This is a genomic window from Rhodococcus sp. MS13 (assembly GCF_013277835.1).
Taxonomy (GTDB): Bacteria; Actinomycetota; Actinomycetes; order Mycobacteriales; family Mycobacteriaceae; genus Rhodococcus_F; species Rhodococcus_F erythropolis.
On sequence record NZ_VBTL01000004.1, the window covers coordinates 180,823 to 206,255 of the forward strand.

General features: G+C 61.1%; 29 protein-coding genes. 15 read left to right on the forward strand and 14 right to left on the reverse strand.

Features of this window, described 5'->3' with window-relative positions:
- Window positions 1-53 precede the first annotated feature (53 nt).
- The 5 genes from FEZ59_RS09210 (at window position 54) to FEZ59_RS09230 (ending at window position 3,131) form a co-directional block, all read left to right on the forward strand.
- The gene (locus tag FEZ59_RS09210; protein WP_134999081.1) at window positions 54-557 is read left to right on the forward strand and encodes a MarR family transcriptional regulator; all 504 of its coding nucleotides are present in this window, start codon (window positions 54-56) and stop codon (window positions 555-557) included.
- Between the two features lie 11 nt (window positions 558-568).
- Entirely contained in the window at window positions 569-1,627 is a 1,059-nt protein-coding gene (locus FEZ59_RS09215) for an LLM class flavin-dependent oxidoreductase (protein WP_021332078.1), read from the forward strand.
- An 8-nt stretch (window positions 1,628-1,635) separates the two neighbouring features.
- Window positions 1,636-2,202, forward strand: coding sequence for an FMN reductase (gene msuE / locus FEZ59_RS09220; protein ID WP_019745144.1), 567 nt, complete (start codon window positions 1,636-1,638; stop codon window positions 2,200-2,202).
- A complete protein-coding gene (locus FEZ59_RS09225; RefSeq protein WP_021345440.1) occupies window positions 2,199-2,726 on the forward strand; it encodes a hemerythrin domain-containing protein in 528 nt (175 codons plus the stop codon). The genes msuE and FEZ59_RS09225 overlap by 4 nt, the downstream gene beginning before the upstream one ends.
- A 72-nt stretch (window positions 2,727-2,798) precedes the next feature.
- A complete protein-coding gene (locus FEZ59_RS09230) occupies window positions 2,799-3,131 on the forward strand; it encodes a CD225/dispanin family protein (protein WP_003940071.1) in 333 nt (110 codons plus the stop codon).
- A 33-nt stretch (window positions 3,132-3,164) separates the two neighbouring features.
- On the opposite strand, the gene FEZ59_RS09235 is transcribed toward FEZ59_RS09230, so the two are convergent.
- Window positions 3,165-4,319: a lipase family protein gene (locus FEZ59_RS09235; RefSeq protein ID WP_172932560.1), complete on the reverse strand. Its 1,155-nt coding sequence runs from the start codon at window positions 4,317-4,319 to the stop codon at window positions 3,165-3,167.
- Between the two features lie 38 nt (window positions 4,320-4,357).
- On the opposite strand from FEZ59_RS09235, the gene FEZ59_RS09240 reads away from it, so the two are divergent.
- The 3 genes from FEZ59_RS09240 (at window position 4,358) to FEZ59_RS09250 (ending at window position 7,407) form a co-directional block, all read left to right on the forward strand.
- A complete protein-coding gene (locus tag FEZ59_RS09240) occupies window positions 4,358-4,816 on the forward strand; it encodes a DUF5990 family protein (protein ID WP_172932561.1) in 459 nt (152 codons plus the stop codon).
- A 75-nt stretch (window positions 4,817-4,891) separates the two neighbouring features.
- Window positions 4,892-6,373, forward strand: coding sequence for an NAD(P)/FAD-dependent oxidoreductase (locus FEZ59_RS09245; protein ID WP_172932562.1), 1,482 nt, complete (start codon window positions 4,892-4,894; stop codon window positions 6,371-6,373).
- A gap of 320 nt (window positions 6,374-6,693) precedes the next feature.
- Window positions 6,694-7,407 carry an NAD(P)H-binding protein gene (locus tag FEZ59_RS09250; RefSeq protein ID WP_020908977.1) on the forward strand — a complete coding sequence of 238 codons (714 nt, stop codon included), beginning with the start codon at window positions 6,694-6,696 and terminating at the stop codon, window positions 7,405-7,407.
- On the opposite strand, the gene FEZ59_RS09255 is transcribed toward FEZ59_RS09250, so the two are convergent.
- Window positions 7,385-8,155, reverse strand: a complete 771-nt coding sequence (locus FEZ59_RS09255; protein WP_172932563.1) for an ABC transporter permease — start codon at window positions 8,153-8,155, stop codon at window positions 7,385-7,387. The two genes, FEZ59_RS09250 and FEZ59_RS09255, sit on opposite strands and share 23 nt — an antisense overlap.
- A 50-nt stretch (window positions 8,156-8,205) precedes the next feature.
- The gene (locus tag FEZ59_RS09260) at window positions 8,206-8,643 is read right to left on the reverse strand and encodes a GtrA family protein (RefSeq protein WP_172932742.1); all 438 of its coding nucleotides are present in this window, start codon (window positions 8,641-8,643) and stop codon (window positions 8,206-8,208) included.
- Window positions 8,644-8,784: 141 nt separating this feature from the next.
- Here FEZ59_RS09260 and FEZ59_RS09265 point away from each other — a divergent pair, with 141 nt between their 5' ends.
- Window positions 8,785-9,492 carry a TetR/AcrR family transcriptional regulator gene (locus FEZ59_RS09265; RefSeq protein WP_020970663.1) on the forward strand — a complete coding sequence of 236 codons (708 nt, stop codon included), beginning with the start codon at window positions 8,785-8,787 and terminating at the stop codon, window positions 9,490-9,492.
- 49 nt (window positions 9,493-9,541) lie between these two features.
- Here the strand turns inward: FEZ59_RS09265 and FEZ59_RS09270 are convergent, their stop codons facing one another.
- Window positions 9,542-11,038, reverse strand: coding sequence for an MFS transporter (locus tag FEZ59_RS09270; RefSeq protein ID WP_003940566.1), 1,497 nt, complete (start codon window positions 11,036-11,038; stop codon window positions 9,542-9,544).
- Window positions 11,039-11,137: 99 nt separating this feature from the next.
- Between FEZ59_RS09270 and FEZ59_RS09275 the strand changes: the two genes are divergently transcribed.
- Window positions 11,138-11,797, forward strand: a complete 660-nt coding sequence (locus FEZ59_RS09275) for a TetR/AcrR family transcriptional regulator (protein WP_019745154.1) — start codon at window positions 11,138-11,140, stop codon at window positions 11,795-11,797.
- A 9-nt stretch (window positions 11,798-11,806) separates the two neighbouring features.
- On the opposite strand, the gene FEZ59_RS09280 is transcribed toward FEZ59_RS09275, so the two are convergent.
- Window positions 11,807-12,010, reverse strand: a complete 204-nt coding sequence (locus FEZ59_RS09280; protein ID WP_019745155.1) for a PspC domain-containing protein — start codon at window positions 12,008-12,010, stop codon at window positions 11,807-11,809.
- 190 nt (window positions 12,011-12,200) lie between these two features.
- Entirely contained in the window at window positions 12,201-13,049 is an 849-nt protein-coding gene (locus FEZ59_RS09285) for an alpha/beta hydrolase (RefSeq protein ID WP_069145660.1), read from the reverse strand.
- 239 nt (window positions 13,050-13,288) lie between these two features.
- On the opposite strand from FEZ59_RS09285, the gene FEZ59_RS09290 reads away from it, so the two are divergent.
- On the forward strand, window positions 13,289-13,705 hold the full coding sequence (locus FEZ59_RS09290; RefSeq protein WP_019745157.1) for a PPOX class F420-dependent oxidoreductase: 417 nt from the start codon (window positions 13,289-13,291) through the stop codon (window positions 13,703-13,705).
- Between the two features lies 1 nt (window position 13,706).
- Here the strand turns inward: FEZ59_RS09290 and FEZ59_RS09295 are convergent, their stop codons facing one another.
- Genes FEZ59_RS09295 through FEZ59_RS09330 form a run of 8 tightly spaced genes read right to left on the reverse strand, consistent with a single transcriptional unit; the run spans window position 13,707 to window position 22,197 of the window.
- Entirely contained in the window at window positions 13,707-14,060 is a 354-nt protein-coding gene (locus FEZ59_RS09295) for a helix-turn-helix domain-containing protein (RefSeq protein ID WP_019745158.1), read from the reverse strand.
- A 9-nt stretch (window positions 14,061-14,069) separates the two neighbouring features.
- Complete coding sequence (locus FEZ59_RS09300) at window positions 14,070-14,963, reverse strand: acyl-CoA thioesterase domain-containing protein (protein ID WP_172932564.1); 894 nt, start codon at window positions 14,961-14,963, stop codon at window positions 14,070-14,072.
- Window positions 14,960-16,054: a CaiB/BaiF CoA-transferase family protein gene (locus FEZ59_RS09305; protein ID WP_113682500.1), complete on the reverse strand. Its 1,095-nt coding sequence runs from the start codon at window positions 16,052-16,054 to the stop codon at window positions 14,960-14,962. The genes FEZ59_RS09300 and FEZ59_RS09305 overlap by 4 nt, the downstream gene beginning before the upstream one ends.
- A 51-nt stretch (window positions 16,055-16,105) precedes the next feature.
- Window positions 16,106-17,251: an acyl-CoA dehydrogenase family protein gene (locus tag FEZ59_RS09310; RefSeq protein ID WP_172932565.1), complete on the reverse strand. Its 1,146-nt coding sequence runs from the start codon at window positions 17,249-17,251 to the stop codon at window positions 16,106-16,108.
- A 38-nt stretch (window positions 17,252-17,289) separates the two neighbouring features.
- Window positions 17,290-18,822, reverse strand: a complete 1,533-nt coding sequence (locus FEZ59_RS09315; protein ID WP_172932566.1) for a long-chain fatty acid--CoA ligase — start codon at window positions 18,820-18,822, stop codon at window positions 17,290-17,292.
- Between the two features lie 46 nt (window positions 18,823-18,868).
- Window positions 18,869-19,660, reverse strand: a complete 792-nt coding sequence (locus FEZ59_RS09320) for an enoyl-CoA hydratase-related protein (RefSeq protein WP_029256164.1) — start codon at window positions 19,658-19,660, stop codon at window positions 18,869-18,871.
- Between the two features lie 17 nt (window positions 19,661-19,677).
- Window positions 19,678-20,835 carry an acyl-CoA dehydrogenase family protein gene (locus tag FEZ59_RS09325; RefSeq protein ID WP_020970671.1) on the reverse strand — a complete coding sequence of 386 codons (1,158 nt, stop codon included), beginning with the start codon at window positions 20,833-20,835 and terminating at the stop codon, window positions 19,678-19,680.
- A gap of 39 nt (window positions 20,836-20,874) precedes the next feature.
- Window positions 20,875-22,197, reverse strand: a complete 1,323-nt coding sequence (locus FEZ59_RS09330) for an MFS transporter (protein ID WP_202022749.1) — start codon at window positions 22,195-22,197, stop codon at window positions 20,875-20,877.
- 380 nt (window positions 22,198-22,577) lie between these two features.
- On the opposite strand from FEZ59_RS09330, the gene FEZ59_RS09335 reads away from it, so the two are divergent.
- The 4 genes from FEZ59_RS09335 to FEZ59_RS09350 are packed head-to-tail and all read left to right on the forward strand — an operon-like array spanning window position 22,578 to window position 25,429.
- Complete coding sequence (locus FEZ59_RS09335; RefSeq protein WP_172932567.1) at window positions 22,578-23,762, forward strand: lipid-transfer protein; 1,185 nt, start codon at window positions 22,578-22,580, stop codon at window positions 23,760-23,762.
- A gap of 1 nt (window position 23,763) precedes the next feature.
- Entirely contained in the window at window positions 23,764-24,219 is a 456-nt protein-coding gene (locus FEZ59_RS09340; protein ID WP_020970674.1) for a MaoC family dehydratase N-terminal domain-containing protein, read from the forward strand.
- Window positions 24,216-24,596, forward strand: a complete 381-nt coding sequence (locus FEZ59_RS09345) for a MaoC/PaaZ C-terminal domain-containing protein (protein ID WP_020908992.1) — start codon at window positions 24,216-24,218, stop codon at window positions 24,594-24,596. Before FEZ59_RS09340 ends, FEZ59_RS09345 begins: the two co-directional genes overlap by 4 nt.
- Window positions 24,597-24,625: 29 nt before the next feature.
- A complete protein-coding gene (locus tag FEZ59_RS09350; protein ID WP_020908993.1) occupies window positions 24,626-25,429 on the forward strand; it encodes an SDR family oxidoreductase in 804 nt (267 codons plus the stop codon).
- Window positions 25,430-25,433 lie beyond the last annotated feature (4 nt).

Consider the following 25,433-nt stretch of genomic DNA (forward strand, 5'->3'; position numbering starts at 1 on the left):
TATTATTTGAGTAAGCAATACTTGCGAGCGCAAATAAATGGAGGCTGTCACCGATGACTACCGATGAACGTCGACGCGGTTCCGTCTGGCGTGACCTAGTGGTCAGCCACAGCGTCATCCTCGGCAAGATGGAGGCGGACCTTCGAACCACCACCGGGCTCACCCTTGGCCAGTACGACGTTCTGCTCCGACTGCACGAAGCGCCGGGAAACACGATCCGAATGGGCGATCTGACCGAACTGGTCCTGGTCACCACCAGTGGCGTGACGCGCGTCGTCGATCGATTGGTCGAGGCAGGACTGGCAGAGCGCGTTCGCCCGGAAAACGATCGACGCGTCGTGACGGTGTCAATGACGCCTGCGGGCAAGAAGACGCTTCGAAAAGCGTCCGCCATACACACCCGAGGGATCGCCGAATACTTCTCCGATCTCATTGAAACCGAGGAGCTTCCGGTACTCGAACGCTTCTTCTCCCGACTTGCCGCACATCACACGAATCAAGGCGGCGCATGCGATGCGCACGTAGAACAGCTTTCCATCACCCCCACGAACAGATAGCGAGAAACAACATGGCTTTCGAATTGGGCGTCTACCATTTCGGTGAACTCACCCCAGATCCCACTACCGGCGCGATGATGAATCCCGGTGTCCACCTTCGCCATTTGGTCGAGCAGGCAACCGTTGCCGATCAGGTTGGACTCGATGTCTTCGGCGTCGGCGAGCACCATCGCACCGACTTCGCAGTCTCAGCCCCGGCAGTTGTGCTCGCGGCAATGGCTCAGGCTACCGACAACATCAAGCTGTCCAGCGCCGTAACTGTACTCAGTTCCGACGATCCCGTCCGTGTGTTCCAACAGTTCGCGACAGTTGACCTGCTTTCCGAAGGCCGTGCCGAGATCATTGCCGGCCGAGGTTCGTACACGGAGTCATTTCCGCTTTTCGGGTACGACCTGTCCCAGTACAACGAGCTCTTCGCCGAAAAGCTCGATCTACTACTGAAACTGCGCGACGAGAACCCGATCAACTGGGAAGGACAACTTCGCGCACCACTGATCGACGGTGACGTGACGCCCCGCCCGGACCGTCAGATTCCGGTGTGGATCGCAGTCGGAGGTACTCCGGCCTCTGTCGTCCGTGCCGCGAAACTGGGCCTGCCCCTCTCGCTTGCCATCATCGGCGGAAGCTACCAACAGTTCGAACCGTTCGTCGATCTGTACCGCAGGGCTGCAGCGGAGTTCGGACACGATCCGAAGAAGCTGGCTGTCTCGATTGCTTCGCCAGGATTTGTCGATACCTCGAAGCAAACAGCACTCGACACGTCGTACCCGTACTTCCAGGCCGGGTGGATGCAGAATCATCATCAGCGGGGAAACGGAGTTCCCATGCCGCGCAGGGCATACGAAGCGCAGGCAACCACCGCGGGTGCGTTCTTCCTCGGCGGCCCGCAGGAAATCATCGACAAGACGATGGCGCAGTACGAACTGTTCCATCATGACCGCATCATGATCCAGATGGGGTTCGGCAACGTGCCACAGAAGGACATGCTGCGTGCGATCGAGATCCTCGGCACCGAAGTAGCCCCCGTTGTGCGTAAGGAAATCGAATCACTGAAGTCGTCCCAAAAATAGGAGTTTCGATGAGCACACCGCTCAAAATTGTTGCCGTTGTCGGCAACCTTCAAAAACCCTCCAAGACTCGTGCCCTCGTCGACCTGATCGTCGAAACCTTGGGAGACTTCGAGCAGATCGACACACGAGTTTTCGAGATCGTGGATCTGATTCCAGGTCTTGCATCTGCTCTGGATCGCGATCACGTCGACTCAGTGACCGCCGAAGCGCTGGCAGCAGTCGAGTCCGCCGATATCGTCATCGCGGCGTCACCGGTGTTCCGCGGCTCGTACACGGGAATGTTCAAGCATTTCTTCGATCTCGTGGACCAGTACGCGCTTGCCAACACTCCGGTGATTCTTGCTGCGACAGGTGGCAGCGACCGCCACGCTCTCGTGTTGGACCATGCCCTGCGTCCACTGTTCGCTTTCTTCCAAGCGCTGACCGCTCCGGTCGGGATCTATCTCAGCTCAGGTGATTTCGACGGAACGACTATCCTCAACCCCGAGGTATTCGAGCGTATCGAGATGGCAGCAAAGGACGTCCTGCCGGTAGCGAGGATGCTCGCGGAGCGGGATCGAGTTGCGCTGACGTGAACGCCCCTAATTCGCACAACACGGCAACAGTTGCCGGTCTGAGGATGATCGAACAGCTACGTCAGGTTCACGAACCTCTACGAGCCGATATCGAGGTACTCGAGAACGCCCTGCAACAGTTGTCGGACGAAACCGCCGATCTGACTCGGATACCCGAAATGATCGACAATCTGACGATCGCGGATTTCGTCTGGCAACTACGGGTCAACTGCGACTTCTACTGCAACACGCTGACTCTGCACCACACCATCGAAGATCAACGTATGTTCCCCGTAATGACCAGGAACTTTCCCGAGTTGGCCCCTGCGGTCGAACGACTGCAGGCAGAACACAAGCTTGTCGGGGAGATCGTGTCGGAAGCCAAGCGTGCGTCACTCGCGCTGAGCACCGAATCCTCCACGGTCAATCGGGCACACGCCGCAATCTCCGAATTGGCGGATCATATGCAGTCGCACCTCGATTTCGAGGAGGCCACACTCTTTCCGTACTTCCGACGGATGGATCGCGACTGGCATTACGGCTGATCGTGCACACTCAGTGATTCTTCAGCTCCATCGCAGTAGCGTCGAAAGGGCCACCTCATGTCAGGAGCCCCCATGACCAACCCGGATCAACCCACCGTCCAGCAATCCGTTCCTCAGCACCCGATTCGACCGCCCGTCAATGCGGGTTGGGCAGTGGTCTCGCTGCTGTTCTTCTGGCCGCTCTCCTTCTCCGCTTTCACGCACGCCTTCAACGTGTATCCGCTGTGGGCCGACGGCGATGTGGCCGGGTCGCGGTACGCGTCCGATCGAGTGAAACGACTCGGTCAGATCTCGCTGTGGATCGCAGGCGGGCTACTACTCCTGGTCTGCATCCTGTACGCGATTGCGGCAATCGTGTGGTTCGCCAACGGTGGCCACGATTACGGGCCGCGACGTATGCGCTGAAAAACCACCCTGAAACAACAACACCGCCGAACATCACCTCATCAATCGATCGATGAACTCCATGGTCTGGTCCATCGAAGCGACCGTCGTTTGGCCGTGGTTGATTCCGCTGAGTTCTTGATACTCGAACTGCGTTCCTCGCGAACGCATGTCGACCAGTTGCGCCCAGGTAAGGGCGACAGGAACCGTTGTGTCCGACACGCTCTGCACCACACGCAGTGACCGGTCGTAGCCGTCGACCGGCACCTGCATCATCTCGCGAAACAGATCGTGGAAGCGTGGCGTCCACACCGACCGAGAAAACAACGAGCTCAACTGGATTCGTTCGGCGCGAATGTGGCGGCCGAGTTCTCCGGCGCACAGTGTCCGAGCCTTTTCCATCCACTCGATCCCCTGCGGCGAGAGAACCTCCCGAATGTTCTCTTCGGGTCGTTGATCGTCGATCCCGGCCAGAACGTACAGCGCGTATCCCACCAACCCGGTGATGCCGATGTCGGGAAACAGCGGTCCGCCCAACGGAAACAAACCTTCCATATGGGTGGGGCCGGCAACAACGACCGAGCCGCGGAAATCCAATTCCGGTGCACGAGTGGTGGCCTCGTGTCCCGCGAAGTACGCCGCATGACCGCCTTCGGACAAACCCGCAACCATCCACCGCGGACTCAGCACACTGCCGTACAACTCGTGCGCAGCCCGCACGATGTCGACCGCATTCGCGCCGGCGGCATGTCCGTCGAGATAGGCCAGCACCCCGTCGGTACCAAGTCCCGAGTAGTCGGTAGCTACTACCGCGTATCCCTGTTCCAACCAGCGTTCGATCGGTTCGATCTCGCCCGGACCGAATCCGGTCGACGAGGGTGCACACTGATCCGCACTGCCCAAAGTTCCGTGGGCATAGGAGATGACGGGCCAACCGCCCGCCGGTGGGGCGCCTTCCGGCAGAAACACGGACCCTGACGACTCCCCCCATCTGCCAGCGGTACGCAGAGTGCGATACACGACCCGCTGCGTCTCACCGGCGCCGACCGGAAACACTGCGGCCGAGAGTTCGCCATAGGACTCCAGCGCGCCCGCGACTTCCGGTTCGTCCGTCGTCGCCGCGGCAGCCCCTGACCCCCACCCGAGACTCGACAACAGAATGCTCGCCACCACGGCCGCAACAAAGGTTCTACCCGAACGACTCACCACGCCAACCCCTCCCGACCTATGCAGAGCATGATGTCGATATGCAGATCATCATCACCGGTCACAGCCTGCCCGGACGTGAGTGTTCCGAAACCGCAACCTTCGAAGGGCGCAGCAACATCCACGTCGGCGTTCAGCGCCGAGGCAAGCCACACGAAATCCTCGACCTCGTACCGGGAGATACCGAGACAGTGCGATGGGAACTGACAGCGAGCCAGGAGCGAAAGTCCGGTGCCTGGGACATTCTCGGTCCATACATCCAGGGTCCACCTCGCGGACGCTTCATCTACCTGTCCTGGGTGACGGTATCCGATGACCAGACGTTCGAGATGTTTCGGCGCGCAAAGCTGATGCTCGACGCGATCCCCGAGCACATCGTCGAGCAGGCCGACGCTTCCGGTGTGCTCCACGGAGACCTCGGGCTCACCGACGCCGCAGGTAAACCACTGTGCGCGGCAATCCGACCACCAACGATCACCTGGTCCTCCTCGCCCTACTGAGCATCGTTCAGTAGTGTGGTGATCGAGCACTAACTCTGCCGGTGGCCCCACATAGTCGATACGGAGTCCGAACTGATGAGCACCGAACACCTCGATGTCCTGATCGTCGGCGCCGGCTTGTCCGGCATCGGTGCTGCTTATCGACTCCAGACCGAGCTCCCAGGAAAGTCGTACGCAATCCTCGAGGCCCGAGCGAACAGCGGCGGAACCTGGGACCTCTTCAAGTATCCCGGCATCCGATCGGATTCCGACATGTTCACGCTCGGCTACCCGTTTCGCCCGTGGACAGATGCCAAAGCAATCGCCGACGGTGATTCGATCCTGCGGTACGTGCGCGACACCGCGCGAGAGAACGGGATCGACAAGAAGATTCGGTACAACCGGAAGGTGACGGCCGCATCATGGTCGTCGGCGGACTCGACCTGGACAGTCACGGTCACGACCGGCGACGAAGACGAAACATTGACCTGTAACTTCCTCTATCTCTGCAGCGGGTACTACAGCTACGAGGGCGGATACACCCCCGACTTCCCCGGACGTGAATCGTTTGCCGGTGAGGTAGTGCACCCTCAGTTCTGGCCCGAAGAACTCGATTACTCCGACAAGAAGGTCGTTGTGATCGGAAGCGGCGCCACCGCAGTCACTTTGGTCCCCACGATGTCACGGGACGCAAGCCACGTCACGATGCTCCAGCGATCACCGACGTACATTCTGGCGCTGCCGTCCAGCGACAAATTATCGGACACCATTCGCGCGGTACTGCCGAATCAACTCGCACACAGCATCGCTCGATGGAAGAGCGTCGTAGTGAACCTGAGTTTCTACCAACTGTGCCGACGCAGTCCGGCGCGTGCAAAGAGGATGCTGAACCTCGCGATCAGTCGTCAACTCCCGAAAGACATCCCCCTCGATCCTCACTTCACACCCTCCTACGATCCCTGGGACCAGCGCTTGTGCGTCGTACCCGACGGCGATTTGTTCAAAGCCCTCCGATCCGGCAAGGCCTCGATCGAGACCGATCACATCGACACCTTCACCGAGACCGGGATCCTTCTCGCGTCAGGTCGCGAACTCGAAGCTGACATCATCGTCACTGCAACAGGATTGAAGATGGAGGCGTGCGGCGGGATGTCCATCGAAGTGGACGGCGAACTCGTCACCCTCGGTGATCGTTACGTCTACAAGGGCATGATGATCAGCGACGTACCGAACTTCGCGATGTGCGTCGGCTACACCAACGCCTCGTGGACTCTGCGAGCAGATCTCACGTCGATGTACGTGTGCCGACTGCTGACGGAGATGGACAAGCGCGACTATTCGAAGTGCGTGCCGCACGCGACCGAAGAAATGGACCAGCGGCCGATCCTGGATATGGCGTCGGGGTATGTCATGCGTGCCGTGGAACAGTTCCCGAAGCAGGGATCGAAGTCACCGTGGAACATGCGTCAGAACTACATCCTTGACCGTCTTCACTCCACGTTCGGGAGCATCAACGACCACATGACGTTCTCGAAGGCACCAGCTCGACATTCGACGCCGGTACCGAGCAAGAGTTGAGCGGACCACGAACAACCAGGTAGAGCAGTCTGGCGAAGCCACCAATCGATCCGACGACAAAGAACACGCCAGAACCTGCGACCACGGCACAGAGCGCACCGAGAACGATGATCGTCGACGCCTCTACCATTCGACCGGCTGACTCCGATCCCAGAACGTGTATTTCATCAACTCCTTCGTTCATAAAACTATTTTCAGCCAACCGTCCAGCCGGTTTGTAGGGACTTTAGTCACGAGTCGGGTCGAAATGGACTCATAATTGCAGGTCAAGCGTTCAGTTGGCCACGGCCGGTCGGATGAACTGCAGACCGTTCCGTAGTGTGCGCATCACAGAAAGTGGAACCAACGCCGGGGGGAACATCATGAAGGTCGTCGTTTTCGGGGCAACAGGAATGGTCGGCAGCAGCGTCCTGAGGGAATGCCTCGACGACCCGCGAATCGACGAAGTCGTGACCGTCGGCCGCAATCCGTCCGGTACAACCGCCCCGAAGATCGTCGACATCGTTCACCGCGACATGCTCGACTTCTCGGCGATCGAAGCCGATCTGACCGGCGCGGATGCCTGCTTCTTCTGCCTCGGTGTCTCCTCTGCCGGCATGAACGAAGCCGACTACACCCGCATCACGCATGACATCACGCTTGCCGCCGCCACGACACTGTCGGGTGTGAACCCTCAGATGGTGTTCGTCTACGTGTCCGGCGAAAGCGCCGACTCCACCGAAACCAGCAAGACCATGTGGAAGCGAGTACGTGGCGCGACCGAAAATGCGCTACTCGCCCTCCCTCTCACGACCTACATCCTCCGGCCGGGATTCATCCGTCCGCGCCCGGGATCGCCGTCGAAGACGTGGTGGTACAAGGCCTTCTATCAAATCTCCGTGCCTCTCTACCCACTCTTGCGCAAGGTTTGGCCCAGCAGCGTGACCACCAGTGAAAACATCGGCAGGGCAATGATCACCCTCGCGGCAAACACGCCCGATCTTCCCGACCGCGTCCTTCGCAGCGACAAGATCAACGAACTCGCGCAGGCCTGACAGTCTTACCTCGAAAGACGAAGCCGCGGGCGACGAGTTCCAACGCCACGGCGACCGAGCAGGTTTGCGCCAACAGCAGCCCTGCCAGCACAAGAATTTGCACGGCACCGGCTTGAACGGCCGACCCCGTCGCGAGCAAAACGCCGACAAAAGCTCCCGGCAATGTCACGAGGCCGACGGTGCGCGTCTGGTCGACTCCCGGTAGCAGGGCGTCGGAGGCTGCGGTGCGGGCTACTTCCCACCGTGCATCGCGCTGGGAAAATCCAAGGCTCAGTGCGGCTTCGACTTCCCCGTATCGATCATCGACGGCGTCGAGTCCGCGTTTGGCTGCCATCGATGTTGCAGTCATCGCGCCGCCCAGAACAATTCCGCCGATCGGCACCAGAGCGATGCCTTCCAGCGGAACCACTCCGGACAGCAGCATCAGTGGCAGAACCACACCGATTCCCGACGCCAAGGCGATGGTCAGCCACGCTCCGGACGTTCCTGCGCCGGAGCGTCGTGCAGCGGTGAACGACGCCGCAGCGAACATGCCGACGAGCACGAGGAGCGCTGACCAGATGTGAGCCAAGGCTGCGGCGAGGATCAACGAAATCGCAGCCAACTGAAGAGCGCCACGAGCGAGTGCGCCGGGGACTACCCGAACGCTACCGAGAGAGGTGAATCGGTAGACGAGCGTGGCGACAAGAGCCATGACGATGCAGAGCACAGCCAGACGGATGCCGGAGTCGGCTATCGAAAGGCTCATAGGTCACAGTGTTCCCTACGAGCCGAGTCCGATTCGAATTCGAGAACCGCTCAGAAAACCCAACCGCGAAGAGCGACGAATCGCAGGCCACCGACAATTCCACTCACTGCGATCACAAGCCCGGCTTGAAGAAGTCCGTCGGCGCCGGGGAGAAGGAAGCCGAGCGCACTGATGGCGGCCGAACTGGCGATCAACCCGACCAGAGCGAGTCCACCGCCTTCCCACTGCGCGGTGAACCAGTTGACGCGATCCGCGGCATGGAAGGTGAGCCGGCGATGCAGCTCGTTGGCCAGAATGGTGCTCAAGACTGCACCAACGGCGTTGGCGACCAGCGCTCCGTCACCGCGCAGCGCCAGAAAAGCGGCAAAGTACAAGATATTGCTGGCTCCGCCGACGAGGGCAAAACGAACGAGCTGAGCAAAGGCGCCGTCGCCGGCAAGAGCGCGAAGCCTCGTTGCCGCGAAACCTGCACTCCGCGCACCCACCATCGAGATCGGATTGCTCCCGACCCAGATGTCAGACGTGCTCATATCGGCTTCTCTCATACGGACAATCGGAACCACACGTTCCGCTTAGTAATATAGCACTAACGGAATCGATCATTCCGCTTAGTGCCGTAGACTGTGAGGATGCCGACAACACACCCCGACGCTTCTCATGCGGGGACCTCGGCCGACTGCTCACAGCCGCGCCTTCGGTCCGACGCCAAGGCCAACCTCGAGCGCATCCTCAACTCCGCTCGCGAAGTGTTCGCTGCCCAAGGACTCGACGCCACGCTGGCGGACGTCGCCAAGCACGCCGGCGTCGGCGTCGGCACCGTCTATCGCCGGTTCGCCAGCAAGGACGAGCTGATCCAGGCCCTGTTCGACACACGGTGCTCCGAGATCGAAACGATTGCCGCCACCGCCCGGGAGATGCCAGACGCCTGGGAAGGTCTTGTCTACTTTCTCGACGTGATCTCCCTGCGCATGGCAGACAACCGCGGATTCGGCGATCTCCTGATGGACGGGCGCTTCGCGTCCGACACTTTCGCTCGCGCGCGCGCCGGGATCGCTCAGCACACCGCGGCACTTGTCAATCGCGCCAAGGAACAGGGCACCCTGCGGAGCGACTTCGAAGTCAACGACATTCCGCTTCTCATGCAGGTCGTCAAGATGGCCCAGAAGTTCGGCGGCGACGAGGCCCCTCAGGCTTACCGCCGCGCACTCGGGTTCATGATCGACGGACTCTGCGCGTCCCGCACCGGCCATCGCGAGTTGCCCGTCCCGGCGCTTTCCTCCGAACAACTCGATCACGTCCTTCATCGATTTCAGGCATCGCCCGATAAGAACTGCTGACTCGATTTCGGGGTCGACGCCGCAATGGCGTCGACCCCGAAATTTGCTGTCAGTGAGCGATTACCGGTTCACCTTCCGGCGAATCCGGAAGCAGTCCACTCCGAAGAACCAGTCCGGTCAAGACCGCACCGACCGCGAATATGCCTGCGGCCCAATAGAACGTGGTGGTGTAACTCTCGACGGCAGCCTGTGCCTGGGTCAGCGGATTCATCTCGCGGCCCACCAGGTAGTTGGTGGAAGCCGAGGCTGCAATCGTGCTGAGCAGTGCAGTTCCGATCGAGCCGCCCACCTGCTGCATCGTGTTGACCGTGGCAGATGCGACGCCGGCATCTTCGTGGTGCACGCCTGAAGTTGCTCCCTGCATCGACGGGGCGAAAATGCTGCCCATGCCGAGTCCGGTGACAACGAGCCCCGGCAGAATGTGGACTGCATAGGTGCTGTCCACGGAAATCTGGGCCAGCAGCGTCATTCCGATCGCCGCGATGACCATTCCGCTCACGATCAGCACTCGCGGACCGACGCGCGGTAGCAAAACCGCTGTCGAAAGCGTTGCCGCTGTCACGATTCCGAACACCATCGGCATGAATGCGAGGCCGGTCATGATTGGGCTGTACCCGAGGATCAGCTGCATGTAGTACGTCAGGAACAGGAAGACTGCGAACATGCCTGCGCCGGAAAGGAAGATCGCCAGGTAAGAGCCAGCCCGGATTCGGTCGAGAACCACCCGCAGCGGCAGGAGCGGGTGCTCGGACTTGGTCTGCCAGTAGATGAACGCCGCCATGAACACGACGCCGGCAACGAGCCACGAGATGGTGGGAGTTGCACTCCACCCGTCCGATTCGGCCTTCGAGAATCCGAAGACGATGCTGAACAAGCTGATCGACACCAGGATCGTTCCCGGGATGTCGAGCTTGGGTCGCGAGTCACTGGTGTGCGGCGCGAGCAACAGGACTGCTCCGACCAGGGCGATCGCCGCGAAGAAGAGATTCACGAAGAGGCACCAACGCCAGTCGACCCACTCGGTGAGCGCTCCGCCGAGCAGCAGTCCGATGGCGCCACCGCCGCCGGCAACGGCACCGAAGATACCGAAAGCCTTGGCACGCTCACCGGGATCCGTGAATGTCACGGACAGCAGCGACAGGGCTGCCGGGGCAAGGAGCGCACCGAATACGCCCTGGCCGGCACGAGCGGCAACAAGCATTTCGAAGTTGACGGCTGCGCCACCGATGGCGGAAGCCACGGCGAAGCCGATCAGGCCGACGATGAAAGTTCGCCTGCGCCCGAACAAGTCGCTCAATCGACCGCCGAGTAGCAGCAAGCTGCCGAACGCCAATGCGTATGCCGTGATGATCCACTGGCGGTCCGAATCACCGAACTCCAGTGAGCGCTGCGCAGCAGGCAGCGCGATGTTGACGATGGTGGCATCCAAGACCACCATCAGCTGCGCAATTCCCAGAACCGCGAGAACCAGCCACCGCTTTGCGTGGTTGTCCCCTGAAGGCGCTGAGGACTGCTCGAATTCAGTCCGTTCAGCAATGTCTGACATAGTCCCTCGCCCAACCTATGCGGAGATGGCTTCTCCGGTTAGCAAAAACGCTACACGAAAACGGAGAGGCTGTCTCCACTTGGCGGGTAGAGTGGGGACATGAGTACCGCAATGGAGCGCCCCCTTCGCGCCGATGCTGCACGTAATCGGCAGTTGATCATCGACGCCGCACGTGAATTGTTCGCCGAAGAAGGGATCGACGTCACACTCGACGACGTCGCCCGGCGCGCGGGTGTCGGCGTCGGAACGGTCTATCGGCGGTTCGCCAGCAAAGAAGAATTGATCGACGGAGTCTTCCAACAGAACTTCGCCGACATGGCGGCGGCCGCGGACGCGTCACTCGCCAATCCGGATCCGTGGGACGGCCTGGTCACCTTTGCCGAATTCGCCTGCAGCCGTATGTCGGTCAACCGCGGGCTCAAAGACGTCCTGAATGGAACCGACGAGGGATGCGAGCAAGTCGCATGCCAACGATCCATCATCGAACCGTCGGTCGAGAGGATCTTCTACCGGGCCCAGGAGGCCGGGATGCTGCGCCCCGACGCCGTACCGACGGACCTGTTCGGCCTCATCTTCATGGTGGGCGCAGTCACCGAATTTGCTCAGCCCGTCAACCCGACCGTGTGGCGTCGATACCTCTCGGTGATGCTCGACGGTCTACGCACGGAGGGGTTGCACCGTGACGCACTCCCCCTTCCTCCACTGAGTTCGGAGGAATTGCACGAGGCCAAGCAATGCCTGAAAGACCGCCGCCGTTGAGCGGTTCGGTCAGATCTGCTCACGAGGAATGAAAATCCACATCACGATGTAGATCAGAAACTGCGGGCCGGGCAGCAGGCACGAGAGCACGAACAGCAAGCGGACAGTCGACGACTTCCAACCGAAGTATCGAGCGATTCCGGCGCACACCCCACCGAACATTGCTCCCGAGCGGGCGCGGGTGAGCTTGCGGGTCTTCATCGGGGAGGTCATGTGCTGTTTCCTTTCAACGGAACTCGCGGTTCATCCGCGTCGACCTCCACTATCCGCCGCCGATCCACCTGTGCGCATCAGGCCATGGACCCATCTTTTCCGACGCGGTGTGTCCTCAGGTACGAGTCCGTCCCCGCGTCGGACTCAGGGTTCTCCCCCACACCCCAGCCTCGAACCCCAGCCTCGTACCTCAGCAGGGAAACATGCGTCGAAGCCGTTTCGGAGCCGCAAAAGGTTGCCAGTTGTCCACGTCCTGCGCCAGACGATCGGCAACCGTCCACAACGCCGACGGGTTGTGGGTCAGCCCCATGTGACTGCCTTGCACCGCAATGCTTTCCGACAGGCCTGCCGAGGTTTCACAGCACGCTTGCCATGGAACGATACCGTCGTGCCTGGAGTAGACCGACGTGGCAGGAACGGAAATAGGCGATCCCTGTTCGGATTCGATGCCGTCGACCGGAGGCAGTATCGCGTGATTACCGGACAAGCGAGCGTAGAGAGATCCGACTCTCGTCTGCTCCAGACTGGTGAGACCGAAAGGACTTCCGAGTGTCACTACCTGACGTACCGAATCCGGCAGATCCCTCGCCAGCTTTCGGGCGTAGATACCGCCCAAACTCCAGCCGATCACCGACACCTTCTGCTCGTATCGATCTGCTACCTCGGCCAATGCGGCAGGCAATCCGTCGACCACCGTCGCCGTCGGACCGGTGTTCAGACCCAGATTCCAACCGTGAACCCGGTATCCGAGAAAGCTCAGGTACGTCCTCAAGGCGAGAGTCGACACGTCCGAAGTCAGCAATCCGGGGAGAACGAGGACCGGATGCCCGTCCCCACGCGGCGATCGAAGCAACCAAGGAGCCGCGAGAAGCAGTGAAGCGATGTCGACCAGTCCGCGCGTCGGCTCGCTCAGACACATCGCCAAGGATGGTGGCCCCGGAACGAGTGGGTCGACTTCACGAATCCGCGTCGATCGCTGCGCCCAATCGAATTCGGTCTCCGCGAAATCGATCGCCGAGACTTCCGCAACTACGGACACCTGAACTCCTGTCGGCCGGTGCCCTCGTCGGGGCGTGTGGTGGGGCGGTTCCGCGAGCTGTGTGCTCAACCCGCGGAACCTTGTCCTCATCCACCACCGGTAGCGAACCAGGACCCGTTCTGCCCACAGATTCGTGACCAAAGGCCTCTCGACCACACGAACACTGTGTGATCCAGAACACTAGTTTTGATTACGTTGCATCTACGTTGCGTACGTGTTTCGTCCCCGAAGGAGAACAGATGGCATTCACGGAAGAAGAAATCGCATACATGCAGTCGCAGCCACTGGCGCGCGTTGCGACGCTCTCACCGCACGGGCAACCAGACGTCGTTCCATTGGCCTTCGAATACGACGGGGCCCACTTCTGGATCGGCGGGGGCGGCCAGAGTGTCCTGAAAACCAGGAAGTTCCGCAATATCGGGTCAGGACAACTCGAAGTAGCCCTCGTCATCGACGACATGCCGTCATTCGAGCCGTTTGTCGCGCGCGGGATCAGGATCTACGGAGTCGCTGAGCGGCCGATCGAAAGGGTAGGAATGGTCGGTCCCGGAATCTATTCACGCATCACGCCGACAGTCTCGTGGAGTTGGAACTTGGCGGGAGAACCGGCAGGTGACACCTGGTACGAATCTCACAAGACTGTTCACACGCAATAGGTCAGTTCGGGCAACTCTCGGGTGGCAGGTTTTCGGCGGCCCACGTTGTCAGTTCACTGAGAGCGGGGAGCAGCGCCTGCCCCGACGCCGTGAGTTCGTACTCCACAGCGATGGGCGGGCCGGCGTCGACGGTCCGCGTGACCAGGCCCGCACCAGCCAGTTCGGTCAATCGGTCCGAGAGCACGGAGTCGCTGATCTTGCCGACTGCACGCTTGAGTTCCGCAAATCCCGCCGGACCACCGAGGAGCGTCGCCAGGATCACACCGTTCCAGCGTTTGCCGAGAAAGCTGAAAGCGCGAGCCAACGCCGCGTCACAGACGCGTGGTTGGTGCTCGGCTTCACTCTTCCCAGGCATTGCTTCATCCTAGGCCCGAGGCCACGGTGGCCCGTCAACTCTCCGCAAGAGGGACTCCTGGGCGACGGTTGCAGCCAAGACGCCGTCGCGTGTCCAGAAGTGGCCCGCCGAGAATCCCCGACCGTCAGTGGCGGAGTTGCTTTCCTGAGCGAAGAGCATCCACTCGTCGGCCCGGAAGGGTCGGTGAAACCAGATCGCGTGGTCGAGTGACGCCATCAGCACTCGCGAAGGTCCGACCATCAACGACCGGTGGGGCTGGATGTCGAGTGAGGCCGTCGATGCCAAGGACAAGTCCGACGCGTAGGTGAGCACACCAGCGTGGAACAACGGTTCGTCAGGAAAAGCGTGATTCGGTTTGAACCACACCGACTGTGCGACCGACCCCCGCTCGCGCTCACCCTCGTCGGCAACGAATCTCATGTCCATCGCACGATGTGTCTTGTTGTCGCGGAACTCGTCGGCGCGCGCACTCGCCCAGCGCTCGTATGGATCGGGAAGGTCCTCCGGAGCAGGTACGACGGGCATCTCCCCCTGTCGATCGGTGCTGTCCTCCGGAAGTTTGAAGGACACGGACAGTGTGAAGATCGGCGTGGCCAGTTGCAGGGCAGTGACCTGACGGGACCAGTACGTACGTCCGTCACGAAGACGACCGACTTCGTAGGTGATGGGCTGCCGCGGATCGCCTGAGCTGAGGAAGTATCCGTGAAGGGAATGCACCACCGCAGTCGCAGGCACTGTCCGACCAGCGGCGGTCAAGCCCTGTGCCGCGAGATGCCCGCCGAAGATGCGCCCGGGAGAGCCAGCGTGGCAGTACCCATGGAATCTGTCGGGTCCGACGTCGTCCAGGCTCAGCAACGTGTGTAGATCGAAGGACTCGAGTTCTCGAGATTCGGTGAGCGTCACGTCCACAACGTCCCTGCGTCAACGGCTTCAGCGGCAGGGGCCGACGGCAGACCCGGATCGGAGCGGGAAAATCGCGGCGCCGGACGATGCTGAGTGACCCCGTCCAGTTCCACGAGCGAACCACGCTGGGCAACATGGGGATTGGATGAGGCTTCCGCAAACGTCAGAACCGGTGTCGTGCATGCATCGGTGCCGTCGAAGATCGCCGCCCACTCGTCGCGTGTCTTGGACGCGAACACATCGGCAAACACCTTCTTCGTGTGCGGCCATGCACTCTTGTCGTTCTGGCTCGGCAACGTCGCGGGATCAAGTCCCAAACCGGCCAGAAGTAGTGCATAGAACTGTGGTTCGACGGCACCGACTGCCATGTATCTGCCGTCGGATGTCTCGTAAGTGTCGTAGTACGGGGCGCCGGTGTCGAGCATGTTCACACCGCGTTCGTCAGACCAGCGTCCGAGACCGCGGAAACTCCACATCATGTGTGACAGCGCCAGCGTCCCGTCGACCATGGCGGCATCCACAACCTGACCCTGCCCGGACTTCTGTCGCTCGAAGAGCGCGGCAAGTATTCCGAACAACAGAAACATCGAGCCACCACCGAAGTCCCCCACCATGTTCAGCGGGGGAACCGGACGCTCACCGGCACGACCGATCGCGTGTAGGACACCGGTCAGCGAGATGTAGTTGATATCATGTCCGGCAACCTGCGACAGCGGCCCCTCCTGACCCCATCCTGTCATCCGGCCGTACACCAGGGCCGGATTCCGTTCCAGCGCAACATCCGGGCCGAGACCGAGCCGCTCGGTGACCCCGGGACGGAAACCCTCGATGAGCACGTCCGCACGCTCGATCAATCCCAGAACGATGTCGACGCCGGCAGGGTCCTTGAGGTCCACCTCGCAGATACGACGCCCACGCTGGGTCTGATCCCGTGGCTGACCGGGACCGGGGATCCGACCGGCGCGCTGAACACGGACGACGTCAGCGCCGAGATCAGCGAGCAACGTCGCTGCGTGGGGACCTGGACCGATTCCGGCAAGCTCTACGACGCGAAGTCCGGCGAGCGGTCCGCGGCCTGTGGTGGTACCCATGATTGTCCCTCGGTTTTTTCTCGTCTCGAAATATTTGTGTAAGTACGGGTTTCAGCCGAGCAATGACGGCAGCGCCCGGGCGAGGTTGCGTTCGTGAATCTGGGAGGCGCCCTCGTAGATTCGCAAGGCACGCACATCCCGCCACATACGCGGTACCGGGTGATTGCCGACGATGCCGACCCCGCCGAGCACCTGCACCGCCCGGTCCCCGACCACCGACGCCATCTCGGTGCAGTACAGCTTTGCCGCGGCAATCCGATGACGCGGCGGCGTTCCGCGGTCGAACTCACGGGCGCAGTCGAGAATCATCGCTCGTCCTGCCTCGAGTTCCGCATAGCTGCGTCCGAGCATCGCCTGCACGGCACCGAACTCGGCCAAAGGTTGGTCGAACTGCTCACGAGAACCCGCGTATTTCATTGCCTCCGCGAGCATCCGAGTCGCCTGACCGACTGCGGTCGCGGCAACGTGGGTGCGAGCCTGGTTGATTCCGCGCATCGCGTGAATCATCCCCAAACCTGTTGCACCGCCGATCAACCGGTCGGCGCTCACCACAACGTCACGCAAGCTGATCTCGGCGACTGGGCCTTCGGCATGACCGTTCATCAATTCAGGCACCCGGGTCTGTACCCCCGGCGATTCCCGATCTACGAGGAAGGATGAAATCTCGCCGTCCGCGGTGCGGGCGAACACCACCAGAACATCAGCCCACGCTCCGTTGGTGATGAAGCGCTTCTCACCGTTGATGACGTAGCCGTCCGGGGTGTGGGTAGCGGTGGCGCGCACGGCGGAGGCGTCACTACCCGCCTGCTCCTCGGTGAGAGCAAACGCCATGACGCACTCCCCCGCCGCCATCGCCGGTAGATACTGTTCACGCTGAGCGTCGGTGCCGTATTCGAGGAGGATCTGCGAAGCCAGTCCGATACTGGTCGAGAATCGGGAACGGTACACCGCCGATGACCGGGTGAACTCGAAAGTCAGCAGCACCTGCTGTTCGACGGTCCACCCCAATCCGCCGACGCTCCTCGGAAGCGTGATGCCGAATAGTCCGACCTCGGCCATCCTTGTCACGAGGTCGGCGGGAACCTCACCAGCAGAGACCATTTCGTTCTCACGAGGAATGAGCTCATTGTCGGTGAAGTCGCGGATCACCTGCCGGTAGGCGTCGAAATCGAGGTCGCGAATCTGTGGGTCGATCACGGTTCTACTCCTGGAAGCATGTTGGGAAGATGGCTGTGTCACCGGTAGGTCTCACGCAGAGTGCGCTTGAGGATCTTCCCTACCGGCGACAGCGGGAGTGCCTCGACAAAATCGACCGACCGCGGCGCCTTGTACCGAGCTATACGCTCACCGACAAAATCTCGGAGTTCATCACCGCTCGAATTGTTTTCAGGTGTGCGCACCACCACTGCATGGACGCGTTCTCCCCATTTGTCGTCGGGTACTCCGATGACCGCGCAACTGCTTACACCGGGATGCTGGGACAGGGCGGCTTCGACTTCGGCACTGTAGACGTTCTCGCCGCCCGAGATGATCATGTCCTTGAGTCGGTCTACGAGAAACACGTAGCCATGCTCGTCCATGAAGCCGAGGTCACCGGTATGCATCCATCCACTGCGCACCGCGTGCGCCGTCTCCGCCTCGTTGTTCCAATAACCCATCATGACGTTCGAACCCCGCACGACGACCTCACCGATATCGCCGCGCGGAAGCTCTGTGCCGGTTGCGTCGACAATCCGCACCTCGGTATGTGGCGCAGCACGTCCCACTGATCGAAGTCGTTCCGGGTGATCAGGATTGCGGTGGTCGTCGTCGCGGAGAAGTGTTGCTGCCGGGGCCAACTCGGTCATTCCGTAGCCCTGGCGCAGTCGAAGATCAGGTGATCGTTCGATCAAGCGCCGAACCAGTGGTTCGGGCATCGGCGATGCGCCGTAGGTGATCGAGGTGAGACTGTCGATCGGCAGACCTGTCCGATCAGCGTATTCGAGCATCGCTTGCACCATTGTCGGCACGAGCAGAGATTGTGTAACTTCTTTCTCTGCAATGGTTTCGACGAGTTTCTCGACGGTGAAGTCCCCCATCAAAACGTGCACGGATCCGGTAACCGAGGCCTGGACCAAACCGGCGAAGGCTGCGAGGTGGAACAGGGGCGCCACGTGCAGGGAGCGGCCTGGCAGATTCGGCTCACCACTACCGGCAAGGACTCCGAGCACCGATGTCAGGATCTGGCCTGCGCTCAGCATGACACCTTTGGGGCGGCCTGTAGTTCCGCCGGTGTACATGAGCAGCGCCAATGCATCGGGATCTGCATGAGTATCGGGAATCGGACCGTGCAGCGCCAAAGCAGAGTCGTAGTCGACCGTATCGCCGGGCAGATCCGCCGCACCGAATACGATCACGGTCTCCAGTACAGCGCACCGTTCACGCAGTTCCAGCGCAGCGGCCAGGCGCGGTCCGTCCACGAGAAGCACTGTGATTCCGGCGTCTTCGATGTGAAATGCCATCTCGTCGGGACTCCAGCGGTTGTTCACCGGGGACGCGACCATCGACGCCCAGGCACAGGCGAAGGAGTATTCGACATACTCGAGACAGTTCGTGGCCAGTATCCCTACCCGGTCACCTCGGTCGAGCCCGTACGACGTGAACATACCGGCCAATCGCGCAACGCGACTCTCCAGTTGAGCGAACGTCAACTGGCGCTGCCCGTCAACGACGGCGATCGCGTCGGGTTCACGCTGGACCGACCGATGTAAACCCTGAGTCAAGTACATTCTCGTTCACTCTCCTGATCCCGATAACAATGTGTTCCAGTTCTTTTCAGCGGCCCGTGAAGTGCGGTACTCGTTTCTCGAGGAATGCCGAGCGCGCTTCCTCCACGTCTTCGGAATACGCGCACGTGATCAGCCGGTCGGCTTCGTCCATCAAGAATTCGGACAGCGGCCGCGACATCGCCGAATCGAGGTTCAGCTTTGCACCACGCACTGCCAACGGTGCCGAAACAGAGAGCCGCTGAACAATTTCCGTAGTCCTCGCTTCCAGCGATTCTTCGGCGAAAGCCTCGTGAATCATTCCGAACGAGGCAGCGCGATCAGCTTTGATTCGTTCGGACAGCAGCATCAATTCCCGCGCCTTCGATGTGCCCGCTGCGCGGGTCAGCAACCACGCCATTCCCATGTCACCGGACATTCCAGCCCCCAGGAAGGCCGTGTTGAACATCGCATCGGCTCCGGCATAGCGAAGATCGCACGCCAGAGCGAGACTCAAGCCGGCGCCCGCACAGCCACCGCGAATCACCGCCACCGTAGGCTTGGGATGCTGCACCAAAGTTGGTATCACCCGTGAAACATCAAGCAAGCGAGTGCGATCCTCTTGCTGTGAATCACCCCGCACTACACGGCTCGACCGATCACCGGACTGATCGCGACCGACCGAAAAGTTCCCTCCAGCGCCCGTGAGCACGACGACTCTCACGGCCTCGTCACCGGCGGCCGACGTAAGCGCGTTCTGCAGCTCGGTGAGCAGCGTGTACGTAATCGCGTTGCGTCGATCCGGTCGGTTCAGAGTCATCGTGGCGACACCGTCATCGACGTCGTAGAGAAGCTCTGCCATGGTTTCCCTCGATTCGTTCAGAACCCGGCCGCTTTGGCGATGATCGTCTTCATCACTTCGTTGGTTCCGCCGTAGATGCGCGACACACGGGTGTCCGCGTACAGACGCGCGATGGGGTATTCCAGCATGTAGCCGTAGCCCCCGTGAAGCTGCAAGCACTTGTCGATGACCTCGGCTGCCGTCTCGGTGCAGAACAGCTTTGCCTTGGCGGCGTCGGCAACACTGAGGTCGCCGGTCTCGTGTAATTCCAGAGCCCGGTCGACCATGCACTGAGCAGCCTCCACCTTGGCGATGCACTCGGCGATGACGAACTTGGTGTTCTGGAACTCCGCCACCGCCTGGCCGAACACCTTGCGGTCACGCACGTAGGCAGAGGCGAAGTCGATGGCTCCGACGGCCGCCGCAGTCTGGGTGACTGCGATCATCAGTCGCTCTTGCGGAAGGTTGTTGGCCAGGTAGCCGAAGGCAGCCCCCTCCTCACCGAGTAGATCCTCGGCCGGCACCCGTACGTCGGTGAAGGAAAGCTCTGCCGTGTCCGAAGTGCGCATGCCAATCTTCTCGAGCTTGCGACCGACCTCGTAGCCTTCGCTCGACGTGTCCACTGCGAGGATGCTCAACCCGGCGCGACGATTCTCTACCGTCGGCGGTGACGTTCGGCAGATCACGAGAACCCGATCGGCCTGAACGCCGCCGGTGATGAATGTCTTTGCGCCGTTGAGAACATAGTGAGTGCCGTCCTCGGACCGTTTGGCCGTGGTCTTGATGCCCGCCAGGTCCGAGCCGGTGCCCGGTTCGGTCATCGCGATGGCAGTCATCATGTCGCCACTGATGAAATCGGGCAGCCAACGCTGCTTCTGCTCTTCGGTTCCGTAGGTCAGGATGTATGGCAGGACCAGGCCGGTGTGTACACCGAATGCGCCAAAGCTGACTGCCGCACGAGCCGTCTCTTCGGTCAGGGCAGCCTGGAACTTGAAGCTTGTTTCACCCGCTCCGCCGTACTGCACGGGAACCGTCATTCCGAGAACGCCGAGCTTGCCGAGCTGGCGATAGAAGTCGCGGGGCACCATGCCCTCGCGCTCCCAGTCGGAGAAGTTGGGCACTACCTCGGCTTCGATGAAGCTACGGATGACCTTGCGGAAATCCTCGTGCTCTTCGTTGAATACTGTGCGCTGCATTGTTTCTCCTGGATATTGTGAAATGAAAGTGAGTAGTGCTCAGCCGAGGATTCGCACCCGATCGCGGGTGGCGTTGACGGCGCAGAGCGCGATGACGGCACCGATGACAGTCGCGATTCCGAAGATCTGGAATGCGGTGGCGTATCCCTCGGCCGGGGTTGCGGCGCTGTCGACGATGACGCCGGTGAGGTAGGGAGCGATCAGACCGCCGGTGGCCATCAGAGCCATGAAAACACCCAGTACCGAGGCCATTTGCTGTGGTGGGCAGATTTCGGAGATCGCTGCGTTGAACTGCGGAATGATGACCGTCCCGATGCCGTAACCCACTGATACCACGAGCACCGCAACGATCGGAGTCTTGATGAACGGCATGGTGACCAGGGCGAGCCCACAGATCAGCAGGGCAATTCCGGGAACGATGCCGCGCAGGATCCGAGAGCTGGCACCCCGCGCCATCAGCCTGTCACTGATCGACGTGCACAGGAACATGAAGAACAGTCCCGCGATGCTGGGAATGCCGAACATGGTTCCCGCCTGAACCCGCGAGTATCCAAGTCCCACTTCGAAGTACGACGGCAGCCACGTGAGCACCACCGTGATGAGAGCGTACATGGTGAACACCGCGGCAAGCGCACCGAGGAATGTCGGCGTGAAGAAGATCTTCGTCAGCGGCACCTTGGCGACAACCACCGAGTCTGTGGCCGTTGTGGTCTCCCGCTCGGACTTCCTGACCGGCCGCTGCATGTACGGCCCCTCTTTCCAGGTGAACAACCACAGGACGCACCAGACCACGCCGACCCCGGCAAGGATGACGAACGTTGCTCGCCACCCCCAACTGGCTACAGCCAAGGCCATCAGCGGCGCGATCGCGATCTTCGCGATAGAGGCACCGGAAGCCAGGAAAGCTCCTGGCAGACCACGCTTTTCCGCAGGATGCCACGAGTAGACACCCGTGTGAACCAGCGCACCCGCTGGTCCCTCGAAGAATCCGAGCATCATGCGCGTGAACAGAAGCATGCCGAAACCGGCAACCACGACGAGCGGGATCATCGACGCTGCCCACCCCAGTGAGAGCAGAACCAGCAACCACCGCAGCGACATCCACTTGTGCAGTACCCCGGCAAAGAAGCCACCGACGGTGAAGGCCAGGAAGAATGCACTGCCGACCAGTCCGATCTGTGCAGAGGTCAGCCCGAATTCCTTGGCCAGCGGCTGTGCAACCAGGCCGAAGACTGCCTTGTCAGCCCAGTTGACGACGACAAGGAGAACGAGAACTCCGGTGAGCCCCCACGCCCGCACTCGGGATTCCCCTACTTCTCGCGGTGGTGCGGCGGTGGGAAGAGCCGGCTTGCTCAACGTCATTCTCATCGATCCTCTCAGGCAAGTGCGACAACTGCGCCACGGAGTGAGCGCAATGCGAAACAGAAGCTGGGTGAACTGATCTCAGCACCGAAGTACTGGATGCGGGACTCGGAGACCGGTCCGGTGCGAACCCGATGTGGTCGATTCGTGGTCGATTCAACCGCCGGGCACCTACTCTGTGACGCACGCCACCTTGCCGCCCAGAAAGTAAATCATCAATCGATACTCCGACGCAATAGCCTCGTGAAATTGTCCACCTTCGTCGAAAATCTGCCGGATATCGCGACGAAAGTCCCTCGTAAATACGCATTGTGACCCAGTAGACAAAACTCGAATCGTGGTGTTAAGTAAATCTTCATCCGATCATTTAGGAGACAATCGTGACCAGAAAAGTCCATGTTGCCGGAGTGGGAATGATCCCGTTCACCAAGCCGGGCAAGAGTGAGAACTACAACGTCATGGGAGAGACGGCCGCCCGTGCCGCCCTCGACGACGCCGGTATCGACTACTCGCTGGTCCAGCAGGCCTATGCCGGCTACGTTTACGGCGATTCCACTGCCGGACAGGCCGCCGTCTACGGTCTCGGGCTCACCGGAATCCCGGTCATCAACGTCAACAACAACTGCGCCACAGGCTCGTCGGCCCTTTTCCTCGCACGCCAAGCCGTCGCGAGTGGCGCCGTCGAATGCGCATTGGCTGTCGGCTTCGAGCAGATGAAACCCGGTGCGCTCAAGCGAGTTTGGGACGACCGCCCTGCCCCGATGTACCGTTTCGACGATCTGATGACCGAGATCCAAGGCGTCCACGACGCACCGCGCGCAGCCCAGATGTTCGGTGGCGCAGGACTTTCGCACATGGAGAAGTACGGCACCAAGCCCGAGACCTTCGCAAAGATCTCGGTCAAGGCACGTAAGCACGCGGCCAACAATCCCAACGCGGTCTTCCGTGATCTTCTCACCGAAGAGCAGGTACTGGAGTCACCGCACATCTTCGGCCCGCTCACTCGTTACCAATGCTGCCCACCCACCTGTGGTGCCGCTGCCGCTGTCGTCTGCAGCGAAGAGTTCGCCCGCAAGCACGGGCTGGCGGCTGACGTAGTGATCGAGGCACAGGCCCTGACCACCGATACACCAAGCACTTTCGAGGACCGCGACATGATGAAGGTCGTCGGCTACGACATGACGGCTGCCGCAGCCTCGCAGGTTTACGAAGCCGCCGGCATCGGACCTGAGGACGTTCAGGTCGTGGAACTGCACGACTGCTTCTCCGCCAACGAACTCATCACGTACGAAGGTCTTGGCCTCACGCCCGAAGGTACTGCCGAGAAGTTCATCCTGGACGGCGACAACACCTACGGCGGACGAGTAGTCACCAACCCGTCGGGAGGCCTGCTGTCAAAGGGCCACCCCCTCGGCGCCACCGGTCTTGCCCAGTGCGCCGAACTGGTCTGGCAACTGCGCGGTCAGGCCGGCAAGCGGCAGGTCGAAGGAGCACGAATCGGACTGCAGCACAACCTCGGACTCGGCGGTGCGTGTGTGGTCAGCATCTTCAAGAAGGTGGGCTGACATGGCGCTCGATCCGTCCGTCGTCGGAACGATCATCCCGGGCCACGAGGCACTGGTCGAGCGCGGACGCCTGCGCTTCTTCGCCCAGGCCATCGGTGAGACCAACCCGATCTACGGAGACGTCGAGGCCGCCAAGGCTGCGGGGCATCGTGACCTGGTGGTACCGCCGACATTCCTGTTTTGCCTCGACATGGAAAAACCGGACCCGTTTGCCCTGGTCCGATCGCTGAAAATCGACATGAGGTACGTCCTGCACGGCGAGCAGTCCTTCGAATATCACGCACTCGCCTATGCCGGCGACACACTTGCCTACAACGGCAAGGTCACGGACGTGTACTCGAAGAAGAACGGCGCCTTGGACTTCCTTGTCCGGACCGCCGAGGTCACCCGCGACGGCGAGTTGATCGCCCGCCTCACCAACACCCTGGTCGTTCGAAACCCTAAGGCGCAGAAATGAAAACAGGAGACGTTCTTCCCTCCCTGGAATTGCCCGAGATCAGTCGCACCACTCTCGCGCTCTACGCCGGCGCTTCGGGTGACCACAACCCGATGCACATCGATCTCGACGTCGCTCGTTCCGGCGGAATGGACGACGTGTTCGCACACGGCATGCTCTCGATGGCCTACCTCGGTCGATTGCTGACCAATTACGTTCCGCAGGAACGCATCCGCACCTACAGTGTTCGCTTTGCCTCCATCACACCGCTGCACGCCAAGCCGACGTGCACCGGGACCGTCACCAAGGTCGAGGACGGCCTGGCCCATCTCGATATTGCTGTCACTCTCTCCGACGGCACCGTCACCCTGCGCGGCGACGCCGTCGTAGCCGCTTGAAAACTCTCTCTACCGAAAGGAACCCCGACATGGGCAAGCTCGACAACAGGACAGCACTCGTCACCGGATCCGGCCGCGGTATCGGCCGCGCCATCGCCATGAAGTTCGCCGCGGAAGGCGCGAGCGTCGTAGTCAACGATCTTGATCCGGGCCCGGCCAAGGAGACGGTCGAGGAGATCATCGCGGCCGGTGGCAAGGCAGTGGCGTGCGTCGGTTCGGTCACCGAAGAAGGTTTTGCGGATCGATTCGTCAACACCGCAATCGATACCTTCGGCGGCCTCGACATCATCGTCAACAATGCCGGGTTCACCTGGGACAACGTCATCCAGAAGATGACCGACGAGCAGTGGGACACGATTCTCGATCTGCATCTGAAGGCACCGTTCCAGATCCTGCGCGCCGCTCAGCCCTACATCAAGGCCAATCCCACCGACTACCACCGCAAGGTCGTCAACATCTCGTCCAACGCCGGAGTGGTGGGCAATGCCGGACAGTCCAACTACGCAGCCGCCAAGGCCGGCATCATCGGCTTGAGCAAGACCCTTGCGCGTGAGTGGGGTCGTTACAAGGTCAACGTCAATGCCGTTGCATACGGTCTGATCAACACCCGCCTGACGGAAGCGTCGGCGGACGGTAACTCGACCATCGACGTCGAGGGTCGCGAGATCAAAGTCGGCGTCAACCCGCAGCTCCTGGCGGCAGCCGAGCGGACCATCCCACTGGGCCGCGCCGGACGTCCGGACGAAGCGGCCGGCGCGGTATTTGCGCTCTGCCTGCCCGAAACCGACTACGTCAGCGGCCAATGCCTGGTGTGCGACGGCGGCAGTCGCTGACCTC